This is a genomic window from Thalassospira sp. HF15 (assembly GCF_011806525.1).
GTDB lineage: Bacteria > Pseudomonadota > Alphaproteobacteria > Rhodospirillales > Thalassospiraceae > Thalassospira.
In genome coordinates, this window is record NZ_JAAVKI010000002.1 from 397,555 (window position 1) to 417,221 (window position 19,667).

Genomic DNA, 19,667 nt, shown 5'->3' on the forward strand with positions numbered 1-19,667 from the left:
CAAACAGGAAACGCCTTAAAAGAAGGCTTTCTTATTTTGCAGAGGACTTCTTGACGATGTCCACCACGTCGACATAACGCTGATAGCCTTGGGCTACTGCCTCTTTCAGCTCTTGTCCGCGTTTGATGGACAACGTTTCACCATTTTTCTCCAGATATTCCGCAACGGCCGGGCTTTTAAGGGCCGTTTCGATGGCATCGGCAAGTGTGTCGATGTTTTCCTGCGGTGTTCCCGCCGGGACCCAGTAGCGGCGATTCAGGCAGGCCTCGACGTCAAATCCAAGTTCCTTGGCGGTCGGCAGGTCCGGGGCGTCCTGTAAACGTTCATTACCAAGGGCGGCCAACGGTTTGAGGTCTTCTTTGCCACGTGTGATCCAGGATGCCGACATGAAGGCCATGTCAAGCAGACCGCTTTTCAGCGCGGCAAAACGTTTTGACGTCCCACCGGTCGGGACAATCGTCCATGAGGTGTCGGATGCCGCCATCAATTCTGCCGACGGGAAGTGGCTTGCGCTGCCGATATCATCGGCCTGTTTGATATCGCCGGGATTTTCCGCTGCGTAATCAAGCATGTCCTGAAGGCTGTCAAATTCGGAATCAATTGGAACAGCGACAAACATGCAGCCTTGGCTGGCCTGAATGACCGGTTCAAAATCCGACGGGCTGTAGTTCACACGCCCAAGGGCCGCGGCCGCAAACATTTCCTGGTGAATTTGCAGGACGGTATAGCCGTCCGGCTTTGAGTCAAGCACATGACGGGTACCAACTGTGCCCGCAGCGCCATCGGCATTGACCACCACCATCGGCACAGGCAGCAGTTTTTCCTTTTCAATCACTGACTGCACAACACGGGCCAACCCGTCACTGCCGCCACCGGCACGGAATGGAATGATCAGCTTGATCGGCTTTTCAGGAAATTCGGCTTGGGCCGGAATGGCTGTTGCACCGAAAGAAATTCCGATCAGGGCAGCAATGGCTGTTTTGGTCATAAATCGCATTTTTGTTCCTCCCAGGGTTTTTGTGTGATCGCACATTCTTGTTGGTGTCGATCATTAAAATTAGATTGACTATAAACATTCTAGTAGTCAACTATCTAGTTATACATTATTTCAAACTTGTCGTTTCCGGGCGATCGAAATCCGGAAAAAATGCTTATAAATCAAGGAGAAGAAACGTGAACCTTGCTATCAAATCCGTTAAGGCCTTCCCGGCCTATATTCCGGTAAACCTTGAAATCGGGCCGGTTGATGTCGAAACGGCACTGTCTTGTGTTGTGATCGAGATTACAACACAAGACGGGGTGGTAGGGCATGGTTTCACGGCGATTACCGATGAAGAAGTCATTGCCGGGATCATCAAGGAACTCGTCGAACCCAACATTGTGTCGCTCAACAGTCTGAACCGCGAACATATCGCCGAACGTCTTTACTGGCTGCTTAGCCCGCGTGGTCAGACCGGCTATGCCAGCCATGTGGTTTCAGCGGTTGATCTTGCGCTTTGGGACATTCTGGGCAAGGTCGTCGATCAGCCATGCTGGCGTCTGCTGGGTGGGGCACGTACAGAAGTTCCGCTTTATGTCACATTTGGCTTTGGCTCTTTTGACCGCGATCAACTTTCGGATGCGGCCAAACACCTTAAAAATGACGGGGTCGAACGTTTCAAGATGGTGGTTGGTCACCATGCGCTTAGAAAACGCAATGACGGCGCGTCGGTGCGCGCTATTATTGATGAAGATATCGAACGTGTACGCGTCGTGCGTGAATCGATTGGCGATTGCGATCTGTTCATTGATGCTAATTGCAGCCTTGATGCGTCGTCGGCGCGTTATCTTGCGGATCGGTTGCGCGATTATAACGTGACCTTCTTTGAAGAACCGCTTCGTGACAATGATGTGAAACGAATGCGCGATCTGCGCGAACAGACCGGAATGCGGACCGCCGCCGGTCAGAACGAAGGGCAGCTTTTCCGATTCCGGGATCTCCTTGAAGCCGGGGCTGTTGATGTGATCCAGCCCAATGTCGCAATTTGCGGTGGTCTGACAGCCGGGGCAAAGGTTGCGGCCTTGGCCCAGGCCCATAACGTGACCATGGCCAATGGCGGGGCCTTCCCGTTCCATAACATGCATCTGCATGGTGGCATGGCCAATGGCGGTTTGGTGGAATGGCATCTGATTTCGGTTGAAATGTGCCGTGCGCTGTATGGCAATTTGCCCGACCGTGTTGGATCAACCATCACCCTGCCGGAAAAACCGGGTCTTGGTTTTGTCGCCGATGCCGATGCTTTGCGCGATTTCGCATCCCGTCCGACATCTCGCGGTGTTGGTAAGGGCTGATATAAAAGGCTGATATCATGTCACGACTCATTTCGTTTGACGATGCACGGGAAAAGGCGCGGCAGCGGATGCCGCGCTTTGCCTTTGATTTTATTGATGGAGGGGCTGGAACTGAAACCGGACTTGGGCGCAACCGCACGGCATTTATCAACCGGGTTCTTGAACCGCGCGCCCTGATCAATGTGGATGGCGACCTTTCGACCAGAACCCGCTTTTTGGGGCGGTCGTGGGCGGCTCCGTTCGGGGTGGCTCCGGTGGGCCTGGCTGGGCTGGGCTGGCCTGGAATTGACCGGTTTCTTGCATGCGCTGCCGAAAAGGCCGGGGTTCCCTATTGTGCCTCGACCCCATCGACAACCTGCCTTGAAGATTTGCATGATTGTGCGCCGACATCGGGCTGGTTTCAGCTTTATGTCGGCAGTTCACCGGAAATTGTCGATGATCTCATCGAACGCGCCCGGGTGGCGGGATATGATACCCTGATTGTGACCGCAGATGTACCGCGACCGGGCAAAAGACGCCGCGATCTGCGTAACCGTTTTGCCTTGCCGCTTGCCATCACACCACGATTTGTCTGGGAATTGGCAAGTCATCCGAAATGGTCGCTTGCTGTCTTGCGCAATGGTGCACCACGTTTTGCCAATCTGGAACGCTATGCTGCGCCGGGTGCGAGCACCACGTCGCTTGCCAGCCTGATGGCAAAACAAAGCTCCGGGCGTCTTGATTGGGATGTCTTGGCCGATATTCGTGCGAAATGGCCGGGCAAACTGATCCTTAAGGGGATTTTGTCACCCGAAGATGCCAAAAAGGCTGCCGGTCAGGCGGTTGATGCCATTGTGGTTTCCAACCATGGCGGTCGTCAGCTTGACGGGGCACCGGCAACCCTTGATGCGCTTGGCCCGATCCGCGATGCTGTCGGGCGGGATTTTCCGCTGATTGTCGATGGTGGCATCAGAAGCGGCGAAGATGTTCTGAAGGCATTGTTGGCCGGGGCTGATTTCGTGCTGTTGGGGCGGGCGTTTTTGTATAGTGTTGCCGCCCTTGGCGAAGAAGGTGCAGCAGAAGCATTCGCCATGCTTCATGCAGAACTGACGAATGCGATGGCCCAGACAGGCTTGCGGGATATAGTTGATCTTTCGAAGTAACAAAGCTATTCGAAAAGACATGAAATCGAATCGGTCCGAATTCCGTGTCATTCAATAGAATGAGATTAAAAATTTGACGAAAAACAACGATGTCGTGCTGGGTCCGCTTGAAGATTTCATCGGATTTTACTTACGCCGCGCCTATGAAAAAGCTTTCTCCGATTTCTCCGATATTCTGGGGAATGATTCCCTGCGACCGGGGAACTTTACACTTCTGGTTCTAATCTATGAAAATCCCGGCATTACTCAGGTCGAGATTTGCCGTGCAGCCGGACGCGACAAGTCCGGGGTGACGCTCTCGCTGCGCCAAATGGAAGATGACGGACTGATTGAACGTATCCGTGTCGAAGGGGATCGTCGATCCTATGCCAGTTATATCACCGACAAGGGGCGCGAGCTTTATGCGCGAGTTCTGGAAAAGGGTGAAATCCATAAGAAGCAGCTTGATGATCGTATTGGTGCCGATAGAAAAGCCGAGATGATTGATCTCCTCAAGAAATTGATCGACGAGGACTGATAGGAACGTGTTTCCGATAGTCATTTGCGTGAAGCTTGCTAAGTCGTTGCCTCTGGTCGCGGATGTGTCGATACCTGACAAGAACGATAGGCGCGGTTGCGCGAAAAGGTAGGACACGGCAATATGCCGCGAACATTCCTTGGGTGACCGGGCTTGTTGCGGACAGGTGATATCGCTTTGGCGATAAAGCCTCGCGCATATGGACCGCGCCGACTGCATATTGTCTTGGTCGATGAGTCAGAAGAAACCAAATAAGCGACGCCGTACCATCACGGAAGATGAAAAGACCCTGTGGGAGGTCTTTACCCGTGACGTCAAACCTTTGCGCCATAGAAGGGGCAAGGGCGGCGATGCTGTGTTTTCGCCTGATGATGACGCGCCGGGTGGCGATACCGCCATGCCATTGCCCGACAATCTGTCGGACAATCTTGAAAAATCCGAACAAAACCGGGCGGCACGCAATTTGCCGTCTGCGCGCAATGCCGACCGTGGACCGCAGATCAAAAAACGTGCACTCGGCGAACTTCAACCCGGTGTCACCGACGGGATTGATCGATCAACCGCCAACAAGTTCCAGAAAGGCAAGATGCTGATTGACGGGCGCATCGATCTGCACGGCATGACCCAGGAAGTGGCCCATAATGCGCTCAATGCCTTTATCGAGGACAGCTGGCGGGCCGGAAAGCGCTGTGTGCTGGTGATTACCGGCAAGGGATCGCGCGCTGATGAATATGGCCGCACCGGCCTATTGCGTGAACGCACCCCGCAATGGCTCAGCGCACCACGTCTGCGCAATCGCATCCTTGCCATCAATCAGGCCCAGATCCAGCACGGTGGTGCCGGGGCCTTCTATGTCTTGTTGAAACGGAGACGCCCGTGACACCTTTTGGCAACCGTATCAGGGAACTCCGCGCACGCAACAATGTGACGCTGACCGATATGGCAACAGCACTTCAGCTGTCACCGGCCTATTTGTCAGCCCTTGAACATGGTCATCGCGGGCGCCCCAGCCCCGGACTGGTGCAGCAAATCTGTGGCTATTTCAATCTGGTTTGGGACGAGGTAGACGATATCAAACGTCTGGCCCAGCTCTCTCACCCCAAGGTAACCGTCGATACAGCCGGGCTTGAGCCCGCAGCAACCGAACTTGCCAATCTGCTCTCGGAACGGATTGCCGGATTAAGCGACGATCAGCTTGATCGCATCCTTGAAATCGTGCGCGAACGCCCGGTTTAAAGCCTTGTTTCCGTAACTGTTGATCGGATTTGGGGTAATTCCCGGCGAAAAGCGTGTTTTTTGTACAACTTCGGCATCAAAATAGCTGAATTCATCGAATCACGGTTTGACTATTGCGATTTTCGAGGGTATCAATCGGTGGTGTTTCGATCCAGAAACATGAAAAAACCTGCCTTTCTTGCAACTCCAAGGTTTCGAACCGTCCGCACGCCCCAGCAAAAGCCTGAGTGCCTTGCCTGACGGTCAACCGCACATCTTCTCTTTATCTATCTCCTTAAAATCCTCGCCCATTTCGGCAACCACAGATCATTAAACGCACATATGCATCTTCAGGACCTTAAAAAGAAATCTCCGACCGAGCTGCTTGCTCTGTCTGATGAGCTTGAAATCGAAAATGCCAGCACGCTCCGCAAACAGGAGCTGATGTTCGCCATTCTCAAACAGTTGGCCGAGAACGACCACGCCATTTTTGGTCAGGGCGTTCTTGAAGTGCTGCCCGATGGTTTCGGCTTCCTGCGCAGCCCCGAGGCAAACTATCTTGCCGGCCCCGATGACATTTATGTCTCGCCAAGCCAGGTGCGGCGTTTTGGTCTGCGGACCGGCGATACGGTCGAAGGCCAGATCCGTTCGCCCAAAGAAGGCGAGCGTTACTTCGCCCTGCTAAAGGTCGACAAGGTCAACTTCGATGCGCCGGAAAAAGTCCGTCATCGCATCAACTTTGATAACCTGACCCCGCTTTATCCCGATCAGCCGCTCAAGATGGAGCGTCAATCCGATCAGGAAGGTACCAACAAGGACACCACCAACCGCGTCATCGAACTGGTTTCGCCGCTTGGTAAAGGTCAGCGTGCTTTGATCGTCGCGCCGCCGCGCACCGGTAAAACCGTGATGCTGCAAAACATTGCGCACGCGATCGAGGAAAACCACCCGGAAGCCTATCTGATCGTTCTTCTGATTGACGAACGCCCGGAAGAAGTGACCGACATGGACCGTTCGGTAAAAGGTGAAGTTATTTCCTCCACCTTTGATGAACCGGCCCAGCGTCACGTTCAGGTTACCGAAATGGTTCTGGAAAAGGCCAAACGTCTGGTCGAACACAAGCATGATGTCGTCATCCTGCTTGACTCGATCACCCGTCTGGCGCGTGCCTATAACACGGTTGTGCCAAGCTCGGGCAAGGTCCTGACCGGTGGTGTTGATGCCAATGCGCTGCAGCGTCCGAAACGTTTCTTCGGTGCGGCACGTAACATCGAAGAAGGCGGCTCGCTCACCATCATCGCAACCGCCCTGATCGATACCGGTTCGCGTATGGACGAGGTCATCTTTGAGGAATTCAAAGGGACCGGTAACTCCGAGCTTATCCTGGATCGTAAACTGTCTGACAAACGTATCTTCCCGGCGATTGATATCCTTAAATCGGGTACCCGTAAGGAAGAGCTTCTTGTCGACAAGGGTGTTCTGTCCAAGATGTGGGTTCTGCGCCGTATCCTCAACCCGATGGGTCCGCAGGACGCGATGGAGTTCCTTCTGGGCAAACTCAAATCGACCAAAAACAACGACGATTTCTTCGATTCCATGAACGGATAAGTCCGCCCGGGCCTGATGGGCCCGGTGACTGGATCGAAAAAGACAAACGGGGCCCTTTGCGGTCCCGTTTTTTTATCTGCGCATCGGAATCGGATCAGGGCGATGTTTCACATGAAACTGTGATTGCGTGCTTTAGCCCAGTGCCAAACTCACTTCCGCCAGGTCACCACCAAGTTTCTGCCGATCGACACGCGCGTTGCCCGGCTCAATGCTGAAACTGTCATCACTCAGCTGGATGCCGATGTGACAAGTGCCGTAATTGAGCGTAATCGCCAGAGTGTTCGCGGCCGTAATCTCGCAAACCACTGTCTCACCGGCTTCAATCCGGTTGGGCGGGGGACTTTGCCAGCCCTCCTTGGGCGCAAGGCCGCTCAGATGCAGGGGATTGTCGGCGTTTTCATTCCGCAAGGTTAGTTTCAGACGCAATTCCTCTGACATTTTCGAGCTCTCCCTGATCATGTCACTGGATCAATACTATCCTGTTTGCCGCGGTTTTTCATGGGTTTGGATGATTTTGCCCGGGCAGGGCGCATGAAAGCTTGAAACCACGCAAAAGCCATGTGACTCTGGACGTCCTGTTCACGACTGTATTGCGCTTTATGCAGCTTCTACTCAAATCTGTCGATTTCGCCGCCCGCGCCCATCGCGACCAGCGTCGCAAAGGGGCCGCACAGGAACCCTATATTAATCACCCGATTGAGGTTTCCCGCCTGATTATCGAATGCGAACCGGGCACGGAGGAGGATATCCTTTGTGCCGCCATTCTGCATGATGTGATCGAGGATTGCGGGGCGACGCGCGATGAAATCGCGGCCTGCTTTAACGACATCATTGCCGATATCGTTCTGGAAGTCAGCGATGACAAGGCCCTGCCACGTGACGAGCGCAAAGCAAAACAGATCGAAACCGCCCCGAACCTGACCAACGGGGCCAAACTGGTGCGATTGGCAGATAAGGTGGCCAATGTCGGTGCGATGCTGACCGACACCCCGATTGGCTGGGATGAAAAGCAGATCCTGACCTATGTCGATTGGGCCGAAGCCGTCATCGCCCCGTGCCGGGTGGTCAGCGATAACCTGTCGGATCGTTTTGACGCCATTGCCCGTGATGTGCGGCTGTTTCATCAGGACCAAAAGGCAGTCGCCGGGAAATAGCCGAAGCTCTGCCCCCCATCCATTTCAGTTCTGACACTTAGCTTTCAAACAGCTTTTTGGATCCGCAACCCTGTTACGGGCAGGTCGATGCATCGGTGAAGCTGGCGCTGCCGGTATTTGTACCTGTCGTCCGGCAGGCCTCATTGTTTGTGCGGACATTACCGGTCGATCCGGCAAGGATCGTGCTGTCATTCATGCTGATCGACGCATTGGAAAGTCCGCCGCCGGTTGAGGAAAAGGTGTTGTTGCTGATGACAGTTTCCGCATTGGCACCAAGCGAGATACCGAACGCAAAGTTCGAACCCGAGGACACCGTTATCTTGTTGTTATCAATGGTGTTGCTGGTCGAAGCACCATTGATAAAAATGCCGGATGCGTCGTGGTTATCGCCTGTAACCTTCACTGTATTGTTTTCGATTGTCACATTGCTGACGGTATTGGAAATGATGCCGCGCGCAGCAAAGCCGGCGGTTGCTGATCTGGACGTGATGGTGTTGTTGCTGATCGTGACGTTGCTAACATTGGCAATGTCAATGGCCTGCGACGTGCCGTTGGTACTTGTCAGATCAATCGTCACGTTCTTAAGCGTACTGTTGTCAGCCATCTGGAACACAGCGTTTCCGGTGGCCCCGCTAAAGGAGCCGGTAACCGTTGCGGACGGCAACGACAGGGTGGCGGTACGGCCTGATGGGCTTTTCACCGTCATGGTACCGCCGCCAACAATCGTCTGACCGGACTGGACCGTAACTTCATTGGTTGTGTTGAAACTGCCCGACAACATGACCGTTGCATCAGAACCGGCATTGGTAATGGCGTTGACAAGGTCTGATGTGCTGCTGGAATCAAGCAGTTTGATGTCATCCCCGTCCAGTGTTGTTGCGGTTTCGGGTGTTCCAAAGGCGCCAGCCTGGGTCACAACATCAATATCGCGGATGATCGGTGCCGTCATGCGGCGTTCCTGTACCGAAAGCCTGGATTTTTTGTCGCCGCCATAAAGCGGAATGCGCAACCGGATGGAGGCAAAGGCCTGTGTGCCGCGCGGCGAATCATGCTGGATTTCCGCCCCAAGACTTAACCGGGAACCAGCCCAAAGCCGGGGCACCTCATCAAAAGTCAGATCAAGTCGCCCGCGCGGTCCCTGAACTTGGGGAACATCCCCGTCGGCAAAGCGATATCCACCAAGGTACAGGCGTAATTGTTGCCCGGCATCCGGGGCAAAAACGGGTGCGCGCCAGCCAACTTCGGCATCAAACCCGCCAAGGCTACGTTCTTCGCCGCCAACAAACATGACGGACGTGCCCGATATGCTGACATCATTAAGCGCATCGACCTGCCTGATCCGTTTGCCAAGCGGCACATAGCCATTCACCCGAACATCGATATCGCGTGACAGGGCTTCAAGGCCAAATGTCGCCTGGTTGAAATGATTGCCATAGGGGGAGCGACGGCGATCAAAATAGCCATACCCCCCAATGTTCCATCCGTTTTGCTGCATCTGGCGGATGCCGATGCCGAAATTGCCTTCGCGGCTGTTATTGTCATCCATCCGCGTCCGGATGCTGCCAAAGGCCAGCGTGGTGTCGTCTTGCCAAAGCGGAATAAACAGGTCGGTTTCGCCAAGGTTGCGATCTGTGCCGACCTTGCCTTCAAGGTCGATATGCGCGCCCCATTTATTGTCAGTTTGCTGCGCAACCGCCGGGGTAGGGCCAAATACTGCAACTGCCGTTACGAGCAAAATGCCCGGCAGGAAGTTTTTCATAAACTTACCCCGTTTGATTTAACGCGAAGGCATGTGCATAAGATTCCATACCGGAATGCTTGGCGAATATGGGGGCCGAGGATGGTGCACATCCAATGACAGGCAGCGTGGCTTTCCGTCATCTACTTGAAATTACGAGGAAAATTAAGGCTGGGGTAAAATGGGGTCAAGCGCGGTCTTTTATCAATTTCCGGAAAGTTATCATTTTCCGGATCGCGATGATTTCTCCAGCGCTGCAACAGCAGCAAAAAAGGCAGGGAAATTTCCCTGCCTTTGCGTGTGTTTGAAAACCTTTGAATGAAGGCTGGTTGGTGGATGGATTGACTGTCAAATGAGCCAAAGCCGTGGTTTCGCCGTGAAGATAAGTAAACCAGGCAGATTATTGATTGTTTGGTGCCTGCCGAGCACTATTTCACATAAGTGTCGGGGAACGGCAGCTGTTCAACTGCGCGCCAGTCAGGCGTGACATAGTTGATGATCAGCGATTTTCGGATCCCGGGAATGGTACGCTTTTCAAACCCGTGCCAGGTATTGTCGGCTGGGACAAAGATCAGGGCAGAATTCGGCTTGAACGGGGATGCACCAACGTGGGTTTCGGCATCCCTGTAGATATCGGTACCCAGTTTCTCGTGACCCGGTTCGTCTGAAAGATACAGCAACATGGTAAAGCGCTTTACGCCGATATCGGTATGCGGCTGCAGCCAGAAACCATCGCGATCCTGCGCAAATTCCAGTCGAATGCGCGAATCACTCAGATCAGCACCAAACACTTCCTCGACCGTGTCGACAACCTCGCGGGAATGGAAGGCCTGCGCGATATCGTTGGCGGCCTCGAACTTCGCAATGTTTTCCTGATCAAAGTAGCGACGGCTTGAATTGTTGGCTTCACGCGTGCCGGCATCATCGACTTCGAGAAAAGGTGCATCAATCGGAAGAGCGCAAACGGCTTCTGCCATGCCTTCTGGCAAAACGTCTTCAAGAATCCAGTGTTGATAGGGATCCTGATAGGTTTTTGCCGACTTGAACGCGGCAATGACAGATTGTTGAACTTTTGAAACAGACATTACAGAGATTCCGATATGCGAAGGCAAAAATAAAAGCCGATAGCGCAATCTATCGGCTTTTATGTGACGCTTCCTAGTCTTTTTTCATCAGGCGCTTTGCGACCTAGACGGTAAAGACGATGGAACCGTTGGTTTTGCGGCTTTCAAGGTCGTCATGGGCTTTTGGGGCATCCGCCAGCGGGTAGGTCGCGGTGATATCAATCGTGACGATGCCCGATTTCAGGACGTCAAACAGCTCACCGGCACTGGCCAGAAGCTCTTCACGGGTGGCGTTGTAGTGGAAGATGCTTGGACGGGTCAGGAAATAAGCACCCGGTGCCAGCTGGGCCAGCGATACCGGCGGTACTGCCCCCGATGACTGACCGAAACTGACCATCATGCCCAGACGTTTCAGGCATTTAAGCGAATCATCAAAGGTGTCTTTGCCAACCGAATCATAAACAACTTCAACACCTTGGCCATTGGTGATTTCCTTGACCCGTTCGGAAACCACTTCTTCGCGGTACAGGATCGGATAGTCACAACCCTTGGCCTTGGCAATCTCGGCCTTTTCCTTGGAGCCCACAGTCCCGATCACGGTCGCACCAAGATGCTTGGCCCACTGGCAAACGATCTGGCCAACACCACCTGCCGCGGCGTGGATCAGGATGGTATCGCCCTTTTTGACCTCATAGGTCCGGCGCAGAAGATATTGCGCGGTCATGCCCTGCAACATCGCGGCTGCGGCCAGTTCGAAACTGACATCATCGGGGATTTTCACCAGCCCCTTGGCCGGCATCACGCGGGCCTCGGCATAGGCGCCAAGCGGCTGTGCGGCATAAGCCACGCGATCACCCACGGCGAGATCTGCCACACCCGGGCCGACTTCCTCAATGATCCCGGCGCCTTCAAGGCCAAGGCCGGACGGCATGCTGGGGGCGGGATAAACCCCGGAACGGAAATAGATATCGATATAATTGAGCCCAACCGCCTTTTGCGTCAGGCGGACTTCGCCCTCGCCCGGGGTGCCGACATCAACATCTTCAAATTTCAGGACATCACTGCCGCCGGTCTCGTAAAATCGGAATGCTTTGGTCATGAATGACCTCCCTGTTTGCGTTTTGGAACGCATGTTTCGTCAATGGGCCGAGTGTAGGGCAGATAGAGGATTTTTGCAGCAGGGCAAATCAGCTGAGTCTCAACCGGTCACAACAGGGGCAGAGAAACAAAACCCTTGCTCCTGACATATCCTGTCACCGGAATTTGCTACAGTTGATGTCCTTGCATGAAATGCCTCAGCTCAGGTCGGAGAGAATCACCCATGACGGTCATCAGTCACATCACGTTCGGAACCAATGACAAGGCCCGCTCTGCGATGTTTTACGATGCCGTGCTGGGGGCGATTGGCTTTGCGCGTTTGCCAAAACCGCCGGAAAAGCCATTGGCCTATGAGCGTGATGGGCAGATGCCAACGATTTATATCTACACGCCTGCTGATGGACGCCCTGCAACCTGGGGCAATGGCACCCATGTTGCGTTTGTTGCGGATAGCCGCGATCAGGTCGATGCCTTTCACGCCGCTGCCCTTGAACTTGGTGGCATGGATGAGGGCAAACCCGGCCTGCGTACGCATTATGGCCCGAACTACTATGCCGCCTATGTCCGAGATCCGGATGGTAACAAGCTGCAGGCCGTGTGCTACGCCGGAAGCTAAGATTAACCTCTTGAAAAACAGGGCTAAAGTAACAGATCGCCCTGATCGCTCGGCAGGGGAGACCCACCCCTTCGATCTTTAAAAGCGCGCGTTTGGTTTCAAGCGCGCCTTGCCTGAAATAGGCGTAAGGCTTGTCACCCGGAACTTTGAGTGTGGCCAGTAGATATCTCAGCAGCGCTGAGTGCTACTGGCCAAACCTTGTCGAAATTAGAAAACTCATACGGTGTGATGCTTTTCGAAAGGACTATAGTCCTGGTGTTTCTACTATAAGTTCAACGTCACCGTCATTTGTGATCGTACCTGCCGGTGAGCACATCGTAACAGATTGGTGTGCTTTCAATGTGTGCTGAACAGAGAGTGGCATATCGTCATAGCTGATCACATATTTTGCGACTTTGTCCGTATTGTTGGAGATTGATGTCTCTGCCATCGGATCACGATCTTTGCATTCGCTAAGTTCGACGGATTTTTTTGGTGAGAGTGCTACAATAGGCATCGAATACTTCTCCTGTAATGGGTCAGATTTTCAATGATATTTGAATGTTGTGCACGACATATTGCAGTTTGTGGTTGCAATGACAACGCTTATAGGGGGTGCGTTTCAAACCCCAAAAATTAGAAATTTATAATTATCGTAATGGTTGAATATTTTCAATCATAATTTGTATTAAAGTAATATTTCTACTTATAAGATCCGTTTTGTCAGAAGAAACAAAATATTCAGACCTGTGAATGCGGGTACCTAAATTTATGATTCAAAACGTAAAAAGATAAAGATCGCCCTGATCGCCGGGTAGCGGGAGGTCCACTCCTTCGATCTTTAAAAGCGTGCGCTTGGTTTCAAGCCCGCCCTGGCCGGAATAGCCGCCGGGTTTGTTGTTTGATGCCAGAACGCGGTGGCAGGGAATGATGATCGGGATCGGATTAAGGCCGCACGCCGTGCCGACCGATTGAAACGCCTTGGGCGATCCGGCGCTTTCGGCCAACTCCTTATAGGTCGCGGTCTTGCCCATCGGGATGTCGCACATCGCCTGCCAGACGGTTTTTTGAAAATCGGTGCCATCTGGCGCAAGTGGCAAATCAAAGCGATCCAGCGTGCCAGCGAAATAGGCCGCCAGCTGCTTTTTGGCTTCCTCAAGCACGGCTGTGCTTTCAATTTCGTCAACAAATCCCCAATCAAGCGCAACGATTTGATCTTCAAAGGCGAAAACCGTAATTGCACCGACCGGGCTGTTGAGAGAGATTTGCGCCATGGCTAGGCGACCTTGGCTGGCAGTTCGGCCAGCAGCTTGGTCAGATCGGCGGCATTTGTTACCGGCGCAGAGCAAACCGGCCCCTGACAGACATAGGCGGTTTCCTTGCCCTCAATCGCGGTTTTGCCTTGGGCCGGATGGCCATCGGGCAGGGGATCGCCGTCAGACAGGATGGTGATCGCCCGGTTTGGCAGATAAGCGCCAAAAATCGCCCGGCGCATTTCCAGATAGGTCTGGCTGCGATCCTTGGCGATCAAAACGATCTGTACCGGGTTTTGCAGCATTTCAGCCGCCATCATAAGGCCCGGCATGTTGGGGAACTGTTCGCCAATCCGCCCGGCAAAGGCCGAAAGCGTGATTTCGGCCTGGTCGCGATATTGGGTATCCCCGGTCAGGGCATAAAGCTTGGCCAGGTTTTGCGCCATGATCGCATTGCCCGACGGCACGGCATTATCCATGAACGGTTTCTGGCGGATCATCAGGTCGCTGGCATCAGAAGCTGACTGGAAATAGCCGCCCTGCGCATCGGCAAACAGGGTTTCGACCGTCGCCGACCAGCTGATGGCCTCGTTAAGATAGGCATCCTCGCCAAAGCATTCATAAAGTCTGAGCGCCGCGCGGATCATATGCGCGTAATCTTCAAGCATCCCGGCATGCTGGACCCGGCCATCGCGATAGCTGTGCAGGAAGCGGTCACCCTGCATCAGGGTATTGGTGACAAAGCTGTAGGCAAGCTTGGCATAATCCAGCCAGTCCGCACGGTGGAAGGTCATGGCGGCCTCGGCAAAGGCGGCAATCGTCATGGCGTTCCAGTCGGTCAGCGCCTTGTCATCCCAGCCCGGACGAATGCGTTTGGCGCGCTCAGACAAAAGCTTGGTGCGAAGCTCCGCCAGTTTTGCTTCGGTTGTTTCATCAGAAAGACCCAAGCCCGACGCCGTGCGGTTCAGGATCGTGTGGCCTTCCCAGTTGCCGCCCTTGGAAACGTCGTAGAATTTCTTGAACAGGTCGGCATCGGCGCCAAGGATGGTGTCAATCTCATCCTCGGACCAGACATAAAACTTGCCTTCGACGCCTTCGCTGTCGGCATCAAGGCTTGCGGTAAAGGCGCCACCGGGAATGCGCATTTCGCGCAAGATCCAGCCAATGGTTTCCTCGACCCGCTTGGCATAAAGCGGATTGGCATCAACGCGCCAGACATCGCACAGAACATCAATCAGCTGGGCATTGTCATACAGCATCTTTTCGAAATGCGGCACCAGCCACTGATCATCAACCGCATAGCGGGCAAACCCGCCGCCCAGATGATCATAAATCCCGCCCTGACACATGCGATCAAGGCTGTGTTTGACGATGCGTTTAAGTTCGTCGTCATCGGTGCGAACACCGGTCCGCCAGATAAAGGACAGCAGGCTGGGCTGCGGGAACTTTGGTGCACCTGACGTACCGCCATTTTCCCCGTCCATGATCTGCAAACAGCCATGGCCGCAGCGATCAATCATCTCAAGGGTCGGGATCGTGCCGACTGTCGCCCGGTTCATCTTCATCAGCGCATTGGAAATCTGGCTGACATTGTGGCGCACATCATCGGGCTTTTCGGCATAGATTTTCGCCACAGTTTTAAGCACATCACCAAATCCCGGTCGGCCATAGCGCGCTTCCTTGGGGAAATAGGTCCCGCCCCAGAACGGTTCGCCATCCGGTGTCAGGAACATGGTCAGCGGCCAACCGCCCTGTTGCCCCAGAAGGGCGAGCGCATTCTGATACAGCGCATCAAGGTCCGGGCGTTCTTCACGGTCGAGCTTGATATTGATGAAAAGCTCGTTCATCAACCCGGCCATTTCAGCGTCTTCAAAGCTTTCATGGGCCATGACATGGCACCAATGGCACGCCGCATAACCGACCGACAGCAGGATCGGCTTGTTCGCAGCCTTTGCGGCGGCAAGGATTTCGTTGCTCCAGGGCTGCCAATGCACCGGATTGTCGCGATGCTGAAGAAGATAGGGGCTTGTTTCCGAACCGAGGTTGTTGCGCGCGAGTTCCATTTTGTGTCCTGTGCCCGAACGCCAATTGGTTATGTGGCTAGGCTGTTTTTGAGTTCATGGCTGTTTGTTGTCACCAAGCCTAGAGATCGTGGACAAAATAACAAGTCATCGGAGGTTGTTAGGGGGCAAATTTCACTAATTCTTGATGATCGTTGACACATTTGCGATAAATCATGGCAAATGACGCGCGATTGATTGAAAAAGCCCGAATGCGTCAAACTTTCGAGATCAGCTTATTGTGACGAGCAAGTTCAAAAATCCTCTGGCAGGCAATGTCGTCCGCGCGCTTTGTGCGTTGGCGCTTGTTCTGGTGGGGTTTGCTCATCTGGTCCCGCAGTTTCCGCAGGGCAACGGGGCAGGGAAGCTTGATCTTGCCTCTTATGCCCTGCCAGACGGATCGATCCCGTTCATTTGCTCTGCCGCATACCCGACAGGCACAGATGACGAACCGGCATCCGGTCTGACGCAGGATTGCCCGGCCTGTCGTATTATTTCCTCTATCGTTCTGCCAGCGCCAGAGCCCGGGCTTAAGGTCCGTGATCCCTATGCCAGGATTGTCTTTCCCAAGGCACAGGAACCCGTTTATCTCGCAGAACCTGTTTTCCAGGATATCTCTCCGCGTGCACCGCCCGTCCTGATCGGGTGAATCCCGCTTTTTGCGAGTGCACGAAAAGACCGTGATCCCACGGAGATTGCTGCTGCGCGCTTGGTTCGCAGCACAGATTCCAGTGGCAAGGTCATGGTGATGAGAAAATCCTATCAGGAAAACGACAATGAAATTCTTTGCGAAAGTTGCCATTGGTGCGATTGCGCTGTTTGGCGCGACCCAGGCACAGGCCGAAATTGAAATCACCGACGTTGAAGGCCGCACCATTACCCTTGAAAAGCCCGCAGAACGGGTGATGCTTGGTTTTAACTTCGAAGACTTTATGGCGATTGCCGGCGACGATGCGCTTGATCGTGTTGTTGCGATCTCTCGCCCGGTCTGGAAGGGATGGCGTCCCAAACAATACGAAGCCTATGTCGCCAAATTCCCCGAAATTGATCAGATGACCGACGTTGGCGATACCGAGGGCGGGACGTTCTCAATCGAGGCCGCCATCGCCACCCGTCCGGATCTGGCGATCATGGCCGCCTGGCAATACCGCGCCCTTGGTCAGAATGTCGAGCAGATCGAACAGGCCGGTATTCCGGTTCTGGTGATTGACTACAATGCCCAGACGCTGGAACGTCACCTGGCCTCGACCCGTGCACTTGGCAAGGCCATGGGCACCGAAGACCGGGCAGAGAAGCTCGCAGAACTTTATCAATCCTATTACAACGACACGCTTAAACGGGTCGGGGAATCCAGCGCTGCGCGCAAGAAAGTCTATGTCGAACTGGCCAAAAATGGTCCGTCTGAAATCGGCAATAGCTATGCCAATGGCATGTGGGGTGGTCTGATCGATACGCTCGGCGGGGACAATATCGCCAATGGTCAGATCGAAAACTGGGGTCCGCTGAACCCGGAATATGTTCTGGCCAACAAGCCGGACGTCATTTTCCTTGCCGGTTCTGAATGGCTGGGGTCGCCCGGTGCGGTGCCGGTTGGCTTTGGTGCCGACCCCAAACTGGTCAATGAACGGATGGCGGCGTACCTGACCCGTCCGGGTTGGTCGGACCTGCCGGCGGTTAAAAACGGCGAGATCTATGCGCTTTACCATGGTGGTGCGCGGACACTTTCGGATTTCGTCTATATGCGCATGGTTGCCAAGGCGCTCTATCCTGACAGCTTTGCCGATGTCCATCCGCTCAAGGAGCTTGAAGCATTCTATGCCGACTGGCTGCCGATTGCGCCGGATGGTGTGTTTGTTGCCCGGTACGTTCCTGTCGGGCAATGAGCAGCGAAATAGTGGCATTCGATACCCGGCACATTGCCGGGTATCGACGCATGGCCTTCAAGCGCGCCATTGCCATGGTCACCGCCCTTGTCGTGATGCTGTGGCTGGTCATTCTTGATCTGTCGATCGGGCCATCTGGCATGCCGCTGTCAGACGTCATTGATGCCGTTCTGGCCGGGCCGGATGGTGCGGACCGCGCCACAGCGACCATCATCTGGTATTTGCGCATGCCGCAAAGCCTGATGGCGGTGATTGTGGGCATGTGCCTTGGCATTGCCGGGCTTCAGATGCAGACGATCCTTGATAACCCGCTGGCCAGCCCCTTTACGCTGGGCTTTTCGGCCGCTGCCGGGTTCGGGGCAGCATTATCCATCATGTTCGGGGCGGCTTTGCCGTTGCCGGAATATCTCATCACGCCGATTGCCGCCTTTGCCATGACGATTTTGGCCTGTGTGATTGTCTATGGCATGGTGCACGCGCTGGGCGAAACGCCGGAAATCCTTGTTTTGTGCGGGATTGGCGTGCTGTTTCTGTTCCAGTCGCTACAATCGCTTTTGCAATATCTTGCCTCGCCGGAAATCCTGCAGCAGATCGTTTTCTGGCTGTTTGGCAGCTTGTTGAAAGCCAACTGGACCAGTGTGACGGTGACCAGCCTGGTGGCATTGGCCTGTTTGCCCTTCATTTTACACGATACCTGGAAACTGACCGTTTTGCGTTTGGGCGATGCCAATGCGGCAAGTCTGGGCATTTCGGTTGGTCGATTGCGTCGGCGCAGCTTTGTGCTGATTGCGCTTTTAACAGCCGCGGCCGTCAGTTTTGTCGGCACCATCGGCTTTGTCGGGCTTGTTGCCCCGCATGTCGCCAAGGCACTGGTTGGCGAAGACCATCGCTTTGCCATTCCGCTGTCGGCCATGGTGGGGGCGGTGATCCTTGCCAGTGCATCGGTGTTTGGCAAGCTGATCTCGCCGGGCGGGGTTATTCCTGTTGGCATCATCACCGCGGTGGCGGGCATTCCCATGCTGTTTCTGGTTATTTACGCACGTAAAAGGCGGTCCTCATGAAAACGCAAACCCTTGCCATCGATGATCTGCATGTCCGGCGTTCAGGCACGGATATTCTGTCGGGTGTAAGTTGTTCTCTGACCACCGGGCAGGTGGTCGGTGTGATCGGTCCCAACGGGGCGGGCAAATCAACGCTTCTTTCGGCCGTGGCCGGGCAATCGGGCTTTTCAGGGACGGTAACTTGGTCTGGTTCTGGGGCTGGCTCCGGGTATGGGCGGCGGCCCGAAAGTGCCGATGTCGGCTATATGCCGCAATCGTGTAAGGTCTCGGCTGCCTTGACGGTGCTTGAAACTGTGCTTTTGGGCACGCATGAGCGGCTGGGCTGGCGGGTGTCGCAAAGCGATATTGCGCGTGCCACCGATATTCTGGCGGAATTGTCATTGTCCCATCTGGCGTCGCGCTGCATGACGACCCTTTCGGGCGGGCAGCAGCAGCTTGTCCTTTTGGCGCAACGTCTGGTGCGTCAGCCGGGATTGCTTGTGCTTGATGAGGCGACCAGTGCGCTCGATATGTCCCATCAGATTTCGGTGCTGATGCTGTTGAAACGCTATGTCGTGCGCCACAACGCCCTTGCCCTGATGGCCATTCATGATCTCAACATCGCCATGCAATATGCCGATCAGCTTGTCCTGATCCATGATGGTCGGCTTATCCATCAGGATGCGCCCGAGAATGTGCTTTCTGTTGAAAACATCCGCAGGTGCTATGGGCTTGATGTGGACCTTGTGGCACGCCCGGGGGGGCGACCGGTGATTGCGCCGCTGGCGCGGGCCACAGCCTGACGCACGGTTTTGGACATCGGAGTTTTGCCGATTTAAGGGCATCCGGGCGATCTATTTTTGCAAATCTGCCGGGATTTTTGTATCCGGCTGTCGGATCTCTGCGCGCTTTGTGATTGAGATGTTGCCATTCCCCGTCATAATGGCGACAAACAGACAGCGATAACGC

At 54.3% G+C, this 19,667-nt stretch carries 20 protein-coding genes; 12 read left to right on the top strand and 8 right to left on the bottom strand.

The genetic code is table 11. The annotated features are described in order from the left end of the window. Positions 1–31: 31 nt before the first annotated feature. On the bottom strand, positions 32–997 hold the full coding sequence (locus HED22_RS05405) for a tripartite tricarboxylate transporter substrate binding protein (protein ID WP_217701858.1): 966 nt from the start codon (positions 995–997) through the stop codon (positions 32–34). 176 nt (positions 998–1,173) lie between these two features. On the opposite strand from HED22_RS05405, the gene HED22_RS05410 reads away from it, so the two are divergent. The 6 genes from HED22_RS05410 to rho all read left to right on the top strand — a co-directional run bounded on the left by HED22_RS05410 (position 1,174) and on the right by rho (position 6,813). Continuing rightward, a complete protein-coding gene (locus HED22_RS05410) occupies positions 1,174–2,331 on the top strand; it encodes a mandelate racemase/muconate lactonizing enzyme family protein (RefSeq protein WP_167719916.1) in 1,158 nt (385 codons plus the stop codon). Positions 2,332–2,348: 17 nt separating this feature from the next. Then, a complete protein-coding gene (locus HED22_RS05415; protein ID WP_167719918.1) occupies positions 2,349–3,473 on the top strand; it encodes an alpha-hydroxy acid oxidase in 1,125 nt (374 codons plus the stop codon). A gap of 73 nt (positions 3,474–3,546) precedes the next feature. Then, positions 3,547–3,990 (top strand): MarR family winged helix-turn-helix transcriptional regulator, encoded by a 444-nt coding sequence (locus HED22_RS05420; protein WP_175581121.1) that lies wholly within the window; start codon positions 3,547–3,549, stop codon positions 3,988–3,990. A 232-nt stretch (positions 3,991–4,222) separates the two neighbouring features. After that, a complete protein-coding gene (locus HED22_RS05425; RefSeq protein ID WP_167719920.1) occupies positions 4,223–4,870 on the top strand; it encodes a Smr/MutS family protein in 648 nt (215 codons plus the stop codon). Further along, a complete protein-coding gene (locus tag HED22_RS05430) occupies positions 4,867–5,226 on the top strand; it encodes a helix-turn-helix domain-containing protein (protein ID WP_167719922.1) in 360 nt (119 codons plus the stop codon). The genes HED22_RS05425 and HED22_RS05430 overlap by 4 nt, the downstream gene beginning before the upstream one ends. Before the next feature lie 321 nt (positions 5,227–5,547). Further along, positions 5,548–6,813: a transcription termination factor Rho gene (gene rho / locus HED22_RS05435; protein WP_167719925.1), complete on the top strand. Its 1,266-nt coding sequence runs from the start codon at positions 5,548–5,550 to the stop codon at positions 6,811–6,813. A 132-nt stretch (positions 6,814–6,945) separates the two neighbouring features. Here the strand turns inward: rho and HED22_RS05440 are convergent, their stop codons facing one another. After that, the gene (locus HED22_RS05440) at positions 6,946–7,251 is read right to left on the bottom strand and encodes a hypothetical protein (RefSeq protein WP_167719927.1); all 306 of its coding nucleotides are present in this window, start codon (positions 7,249–7,251) and stop codon (positions 6,946–6,948) included. Positions 7,252–7,352: 101 nt separating this feature from the next. Between HED22_RS05440 and HED22_RS05445 the strand changes: the two genes are divergently transcribed. Further along, a complete protein-coding gene (locus HED22_RS05445; RefSeq protein ID WP_254869794.1) occupies positions 7,353–7,967 on the top strand; it encodes an HD domain-containing protein in 615 nt (204 codons plus the stop codon). 73 nt (positions 7,968–8,040) lie between these two features. Here HED22_RS05445 and HED22_RS05450 read toward each other — a convergent pair whose 3' ends face one another. The 3 genes from HED22_RS05450 to HED22_RS05460 form a co-directional block, all read right to left on the bottom strand. After that, positions 8,041–9,726: a right-handed parallel beta-helix repeat-containing protein gene (locus HED22_RS05450; protein ID WP_167719929.1), complete on the bottom strand. Its 1,686-nt coding sequence runs from the start codon at positions 9,724–9,726 to the stop codon at positions 8,041–8,043. A gap of 407 nt (positions 9,727–10,133) precedes the next feature. After that, entirely contained in the window at positions 10,134–10,790 is a 657-nt protein-coding gene (locus HED22_RS05455) for a 2OG-Fe(II) oxygenase (protein WP_167719931.1), read from the bottom strand. 103 nt (positions 10,791–10,893) lie between these two features. Beyond that, positions 10,894–11,868 carry a quinone oxidoreductase gene (locus tag HED22_RS05460; protein WP_167719933.1) on the bottom strand — a complete coding sequence of 325 codons (975 nt, stop codon included), beginning with the start codon at positions 11,866–11,868 and terminating at the stop codon, positions 10,894–10,896. 222 nt (positions 11,869–12,090) lie between these two features. Between HED22_RS05460 and HED22_RS05465 the strand changes: the two genes are divergently transcribed. Next, positions 12,091–12,483, top strand: a complete 393-nt coding sequence (locus HED22_RS05465) for a VOC family protein (RefSeq protein WP_167719935.1) — start codon at positions 12,091–12,093, stop codon at positions 12,481–12,483. 244 nt (positions 12,484–12,727) lie between these two features. On the opposite strand, the gene HED22_RS05470 is transcribed toward HED22_RS05465, so the two are convergent. The 3 genes from HED22_RS05470 to HED22_RS05480 all read right to left on the bottom strand — a co-directional run bounded on the left by HED22_RS05470 (position 12,728) and on the right by HED22_RS05480 (position 15,778). Then, on the bottom strand, positions 12,728–12,979 hold the full coding sequence (locus tag HED22_RS05470; protein ID WP_167719938.1) for a hypothetical protein: 252 nt from the start codon (positions 12,977–12,979) through the stop codon (positions 12,728–12,730). 259 nt (positions 12,980–13,238) lie between these two features. Further along, positions 13,239–13,736: a methylated-DNA--[protein]-cysteine S-methyltransferase gene (locus HED22_RS05475; protein ID WP_167719940.1), complete on the bottom strand. Its 498-nt coding sequence runs from the start codon at positions 13,734–13,736 to the stop codon at positions 13,239–13,241. Positions 13,737–13,738: 2 nt separating this feature from the next. Beyond that, positions 13,739–15,778, bottom strand: a complete 2,040-nt coding sequence (locus HED22_RS05480; RefSeq protein WP_167719942.1) for a thioredoxin domain-containing protein — start codon at positions 15,776–15,778, stop codon at positions 13,739–13,741. Between the two features lie 238 nt (positions 15,779–16,016). On the opposite strand from HED22_RS05480, the gene HED22_RS05485 reads away from it, so the two are divergent. The 4 genes from HED22_RS05485 to HED22_RS05500 all read left to right on the top strand — a co-directional run bounded on the left by HED22_RS05485 (position 16,017) and on the right by HED22_RS05500 (position 19,501). Beyond that, positions 16,017–16,424: a hypothetical protein gene (locus HED22_RS05485; protein WP_167719944.1), complete on the top strand. Its 408-nt coding sequence runs from the start codon at positions 16,017–16,019 to the stop codon at positions 16,422–16,424. A gap of 127 nt (positions 16,425–16,551) precedes the next feature. After that, complete coding sequence (locus HED22_RS05490; RefSeq protein WP_167719946.1) at positions 16,552–17,658, top strand: ABC transporter substrate-binding protein; 1,107 nt, start codon at positions 16,552–16,554, stop codon at positions 17,656–17,658. Between the two features lie 11 nt (positions 17,659–17,669). Next, entirely contained in the window at positions 17,670–18,719 is a 1,050-nt protein-coding gene (locus tag HED22_RS05495; RefSeq protein ID WP_217701859.1) for an iron ABC transporter permease, read from the top strand. Next, positions 18,716–19,501: an ABC transporter ATP-binding protein gene (locus HED22_RS05500; protein WP_167719951.1), complete on the top strand. Its 786-nt coding sequence runs from the start codon at positions 18,716–18,718 to the stop codon at positions 19,499–19,501. The genes HED22_RS05495 and HED22_RS05500 overlap by 4 nt, the downstream gene beginning before the upstream one ends. Positions 19,502–19,667: the final 166 nt, after the last annotated feature.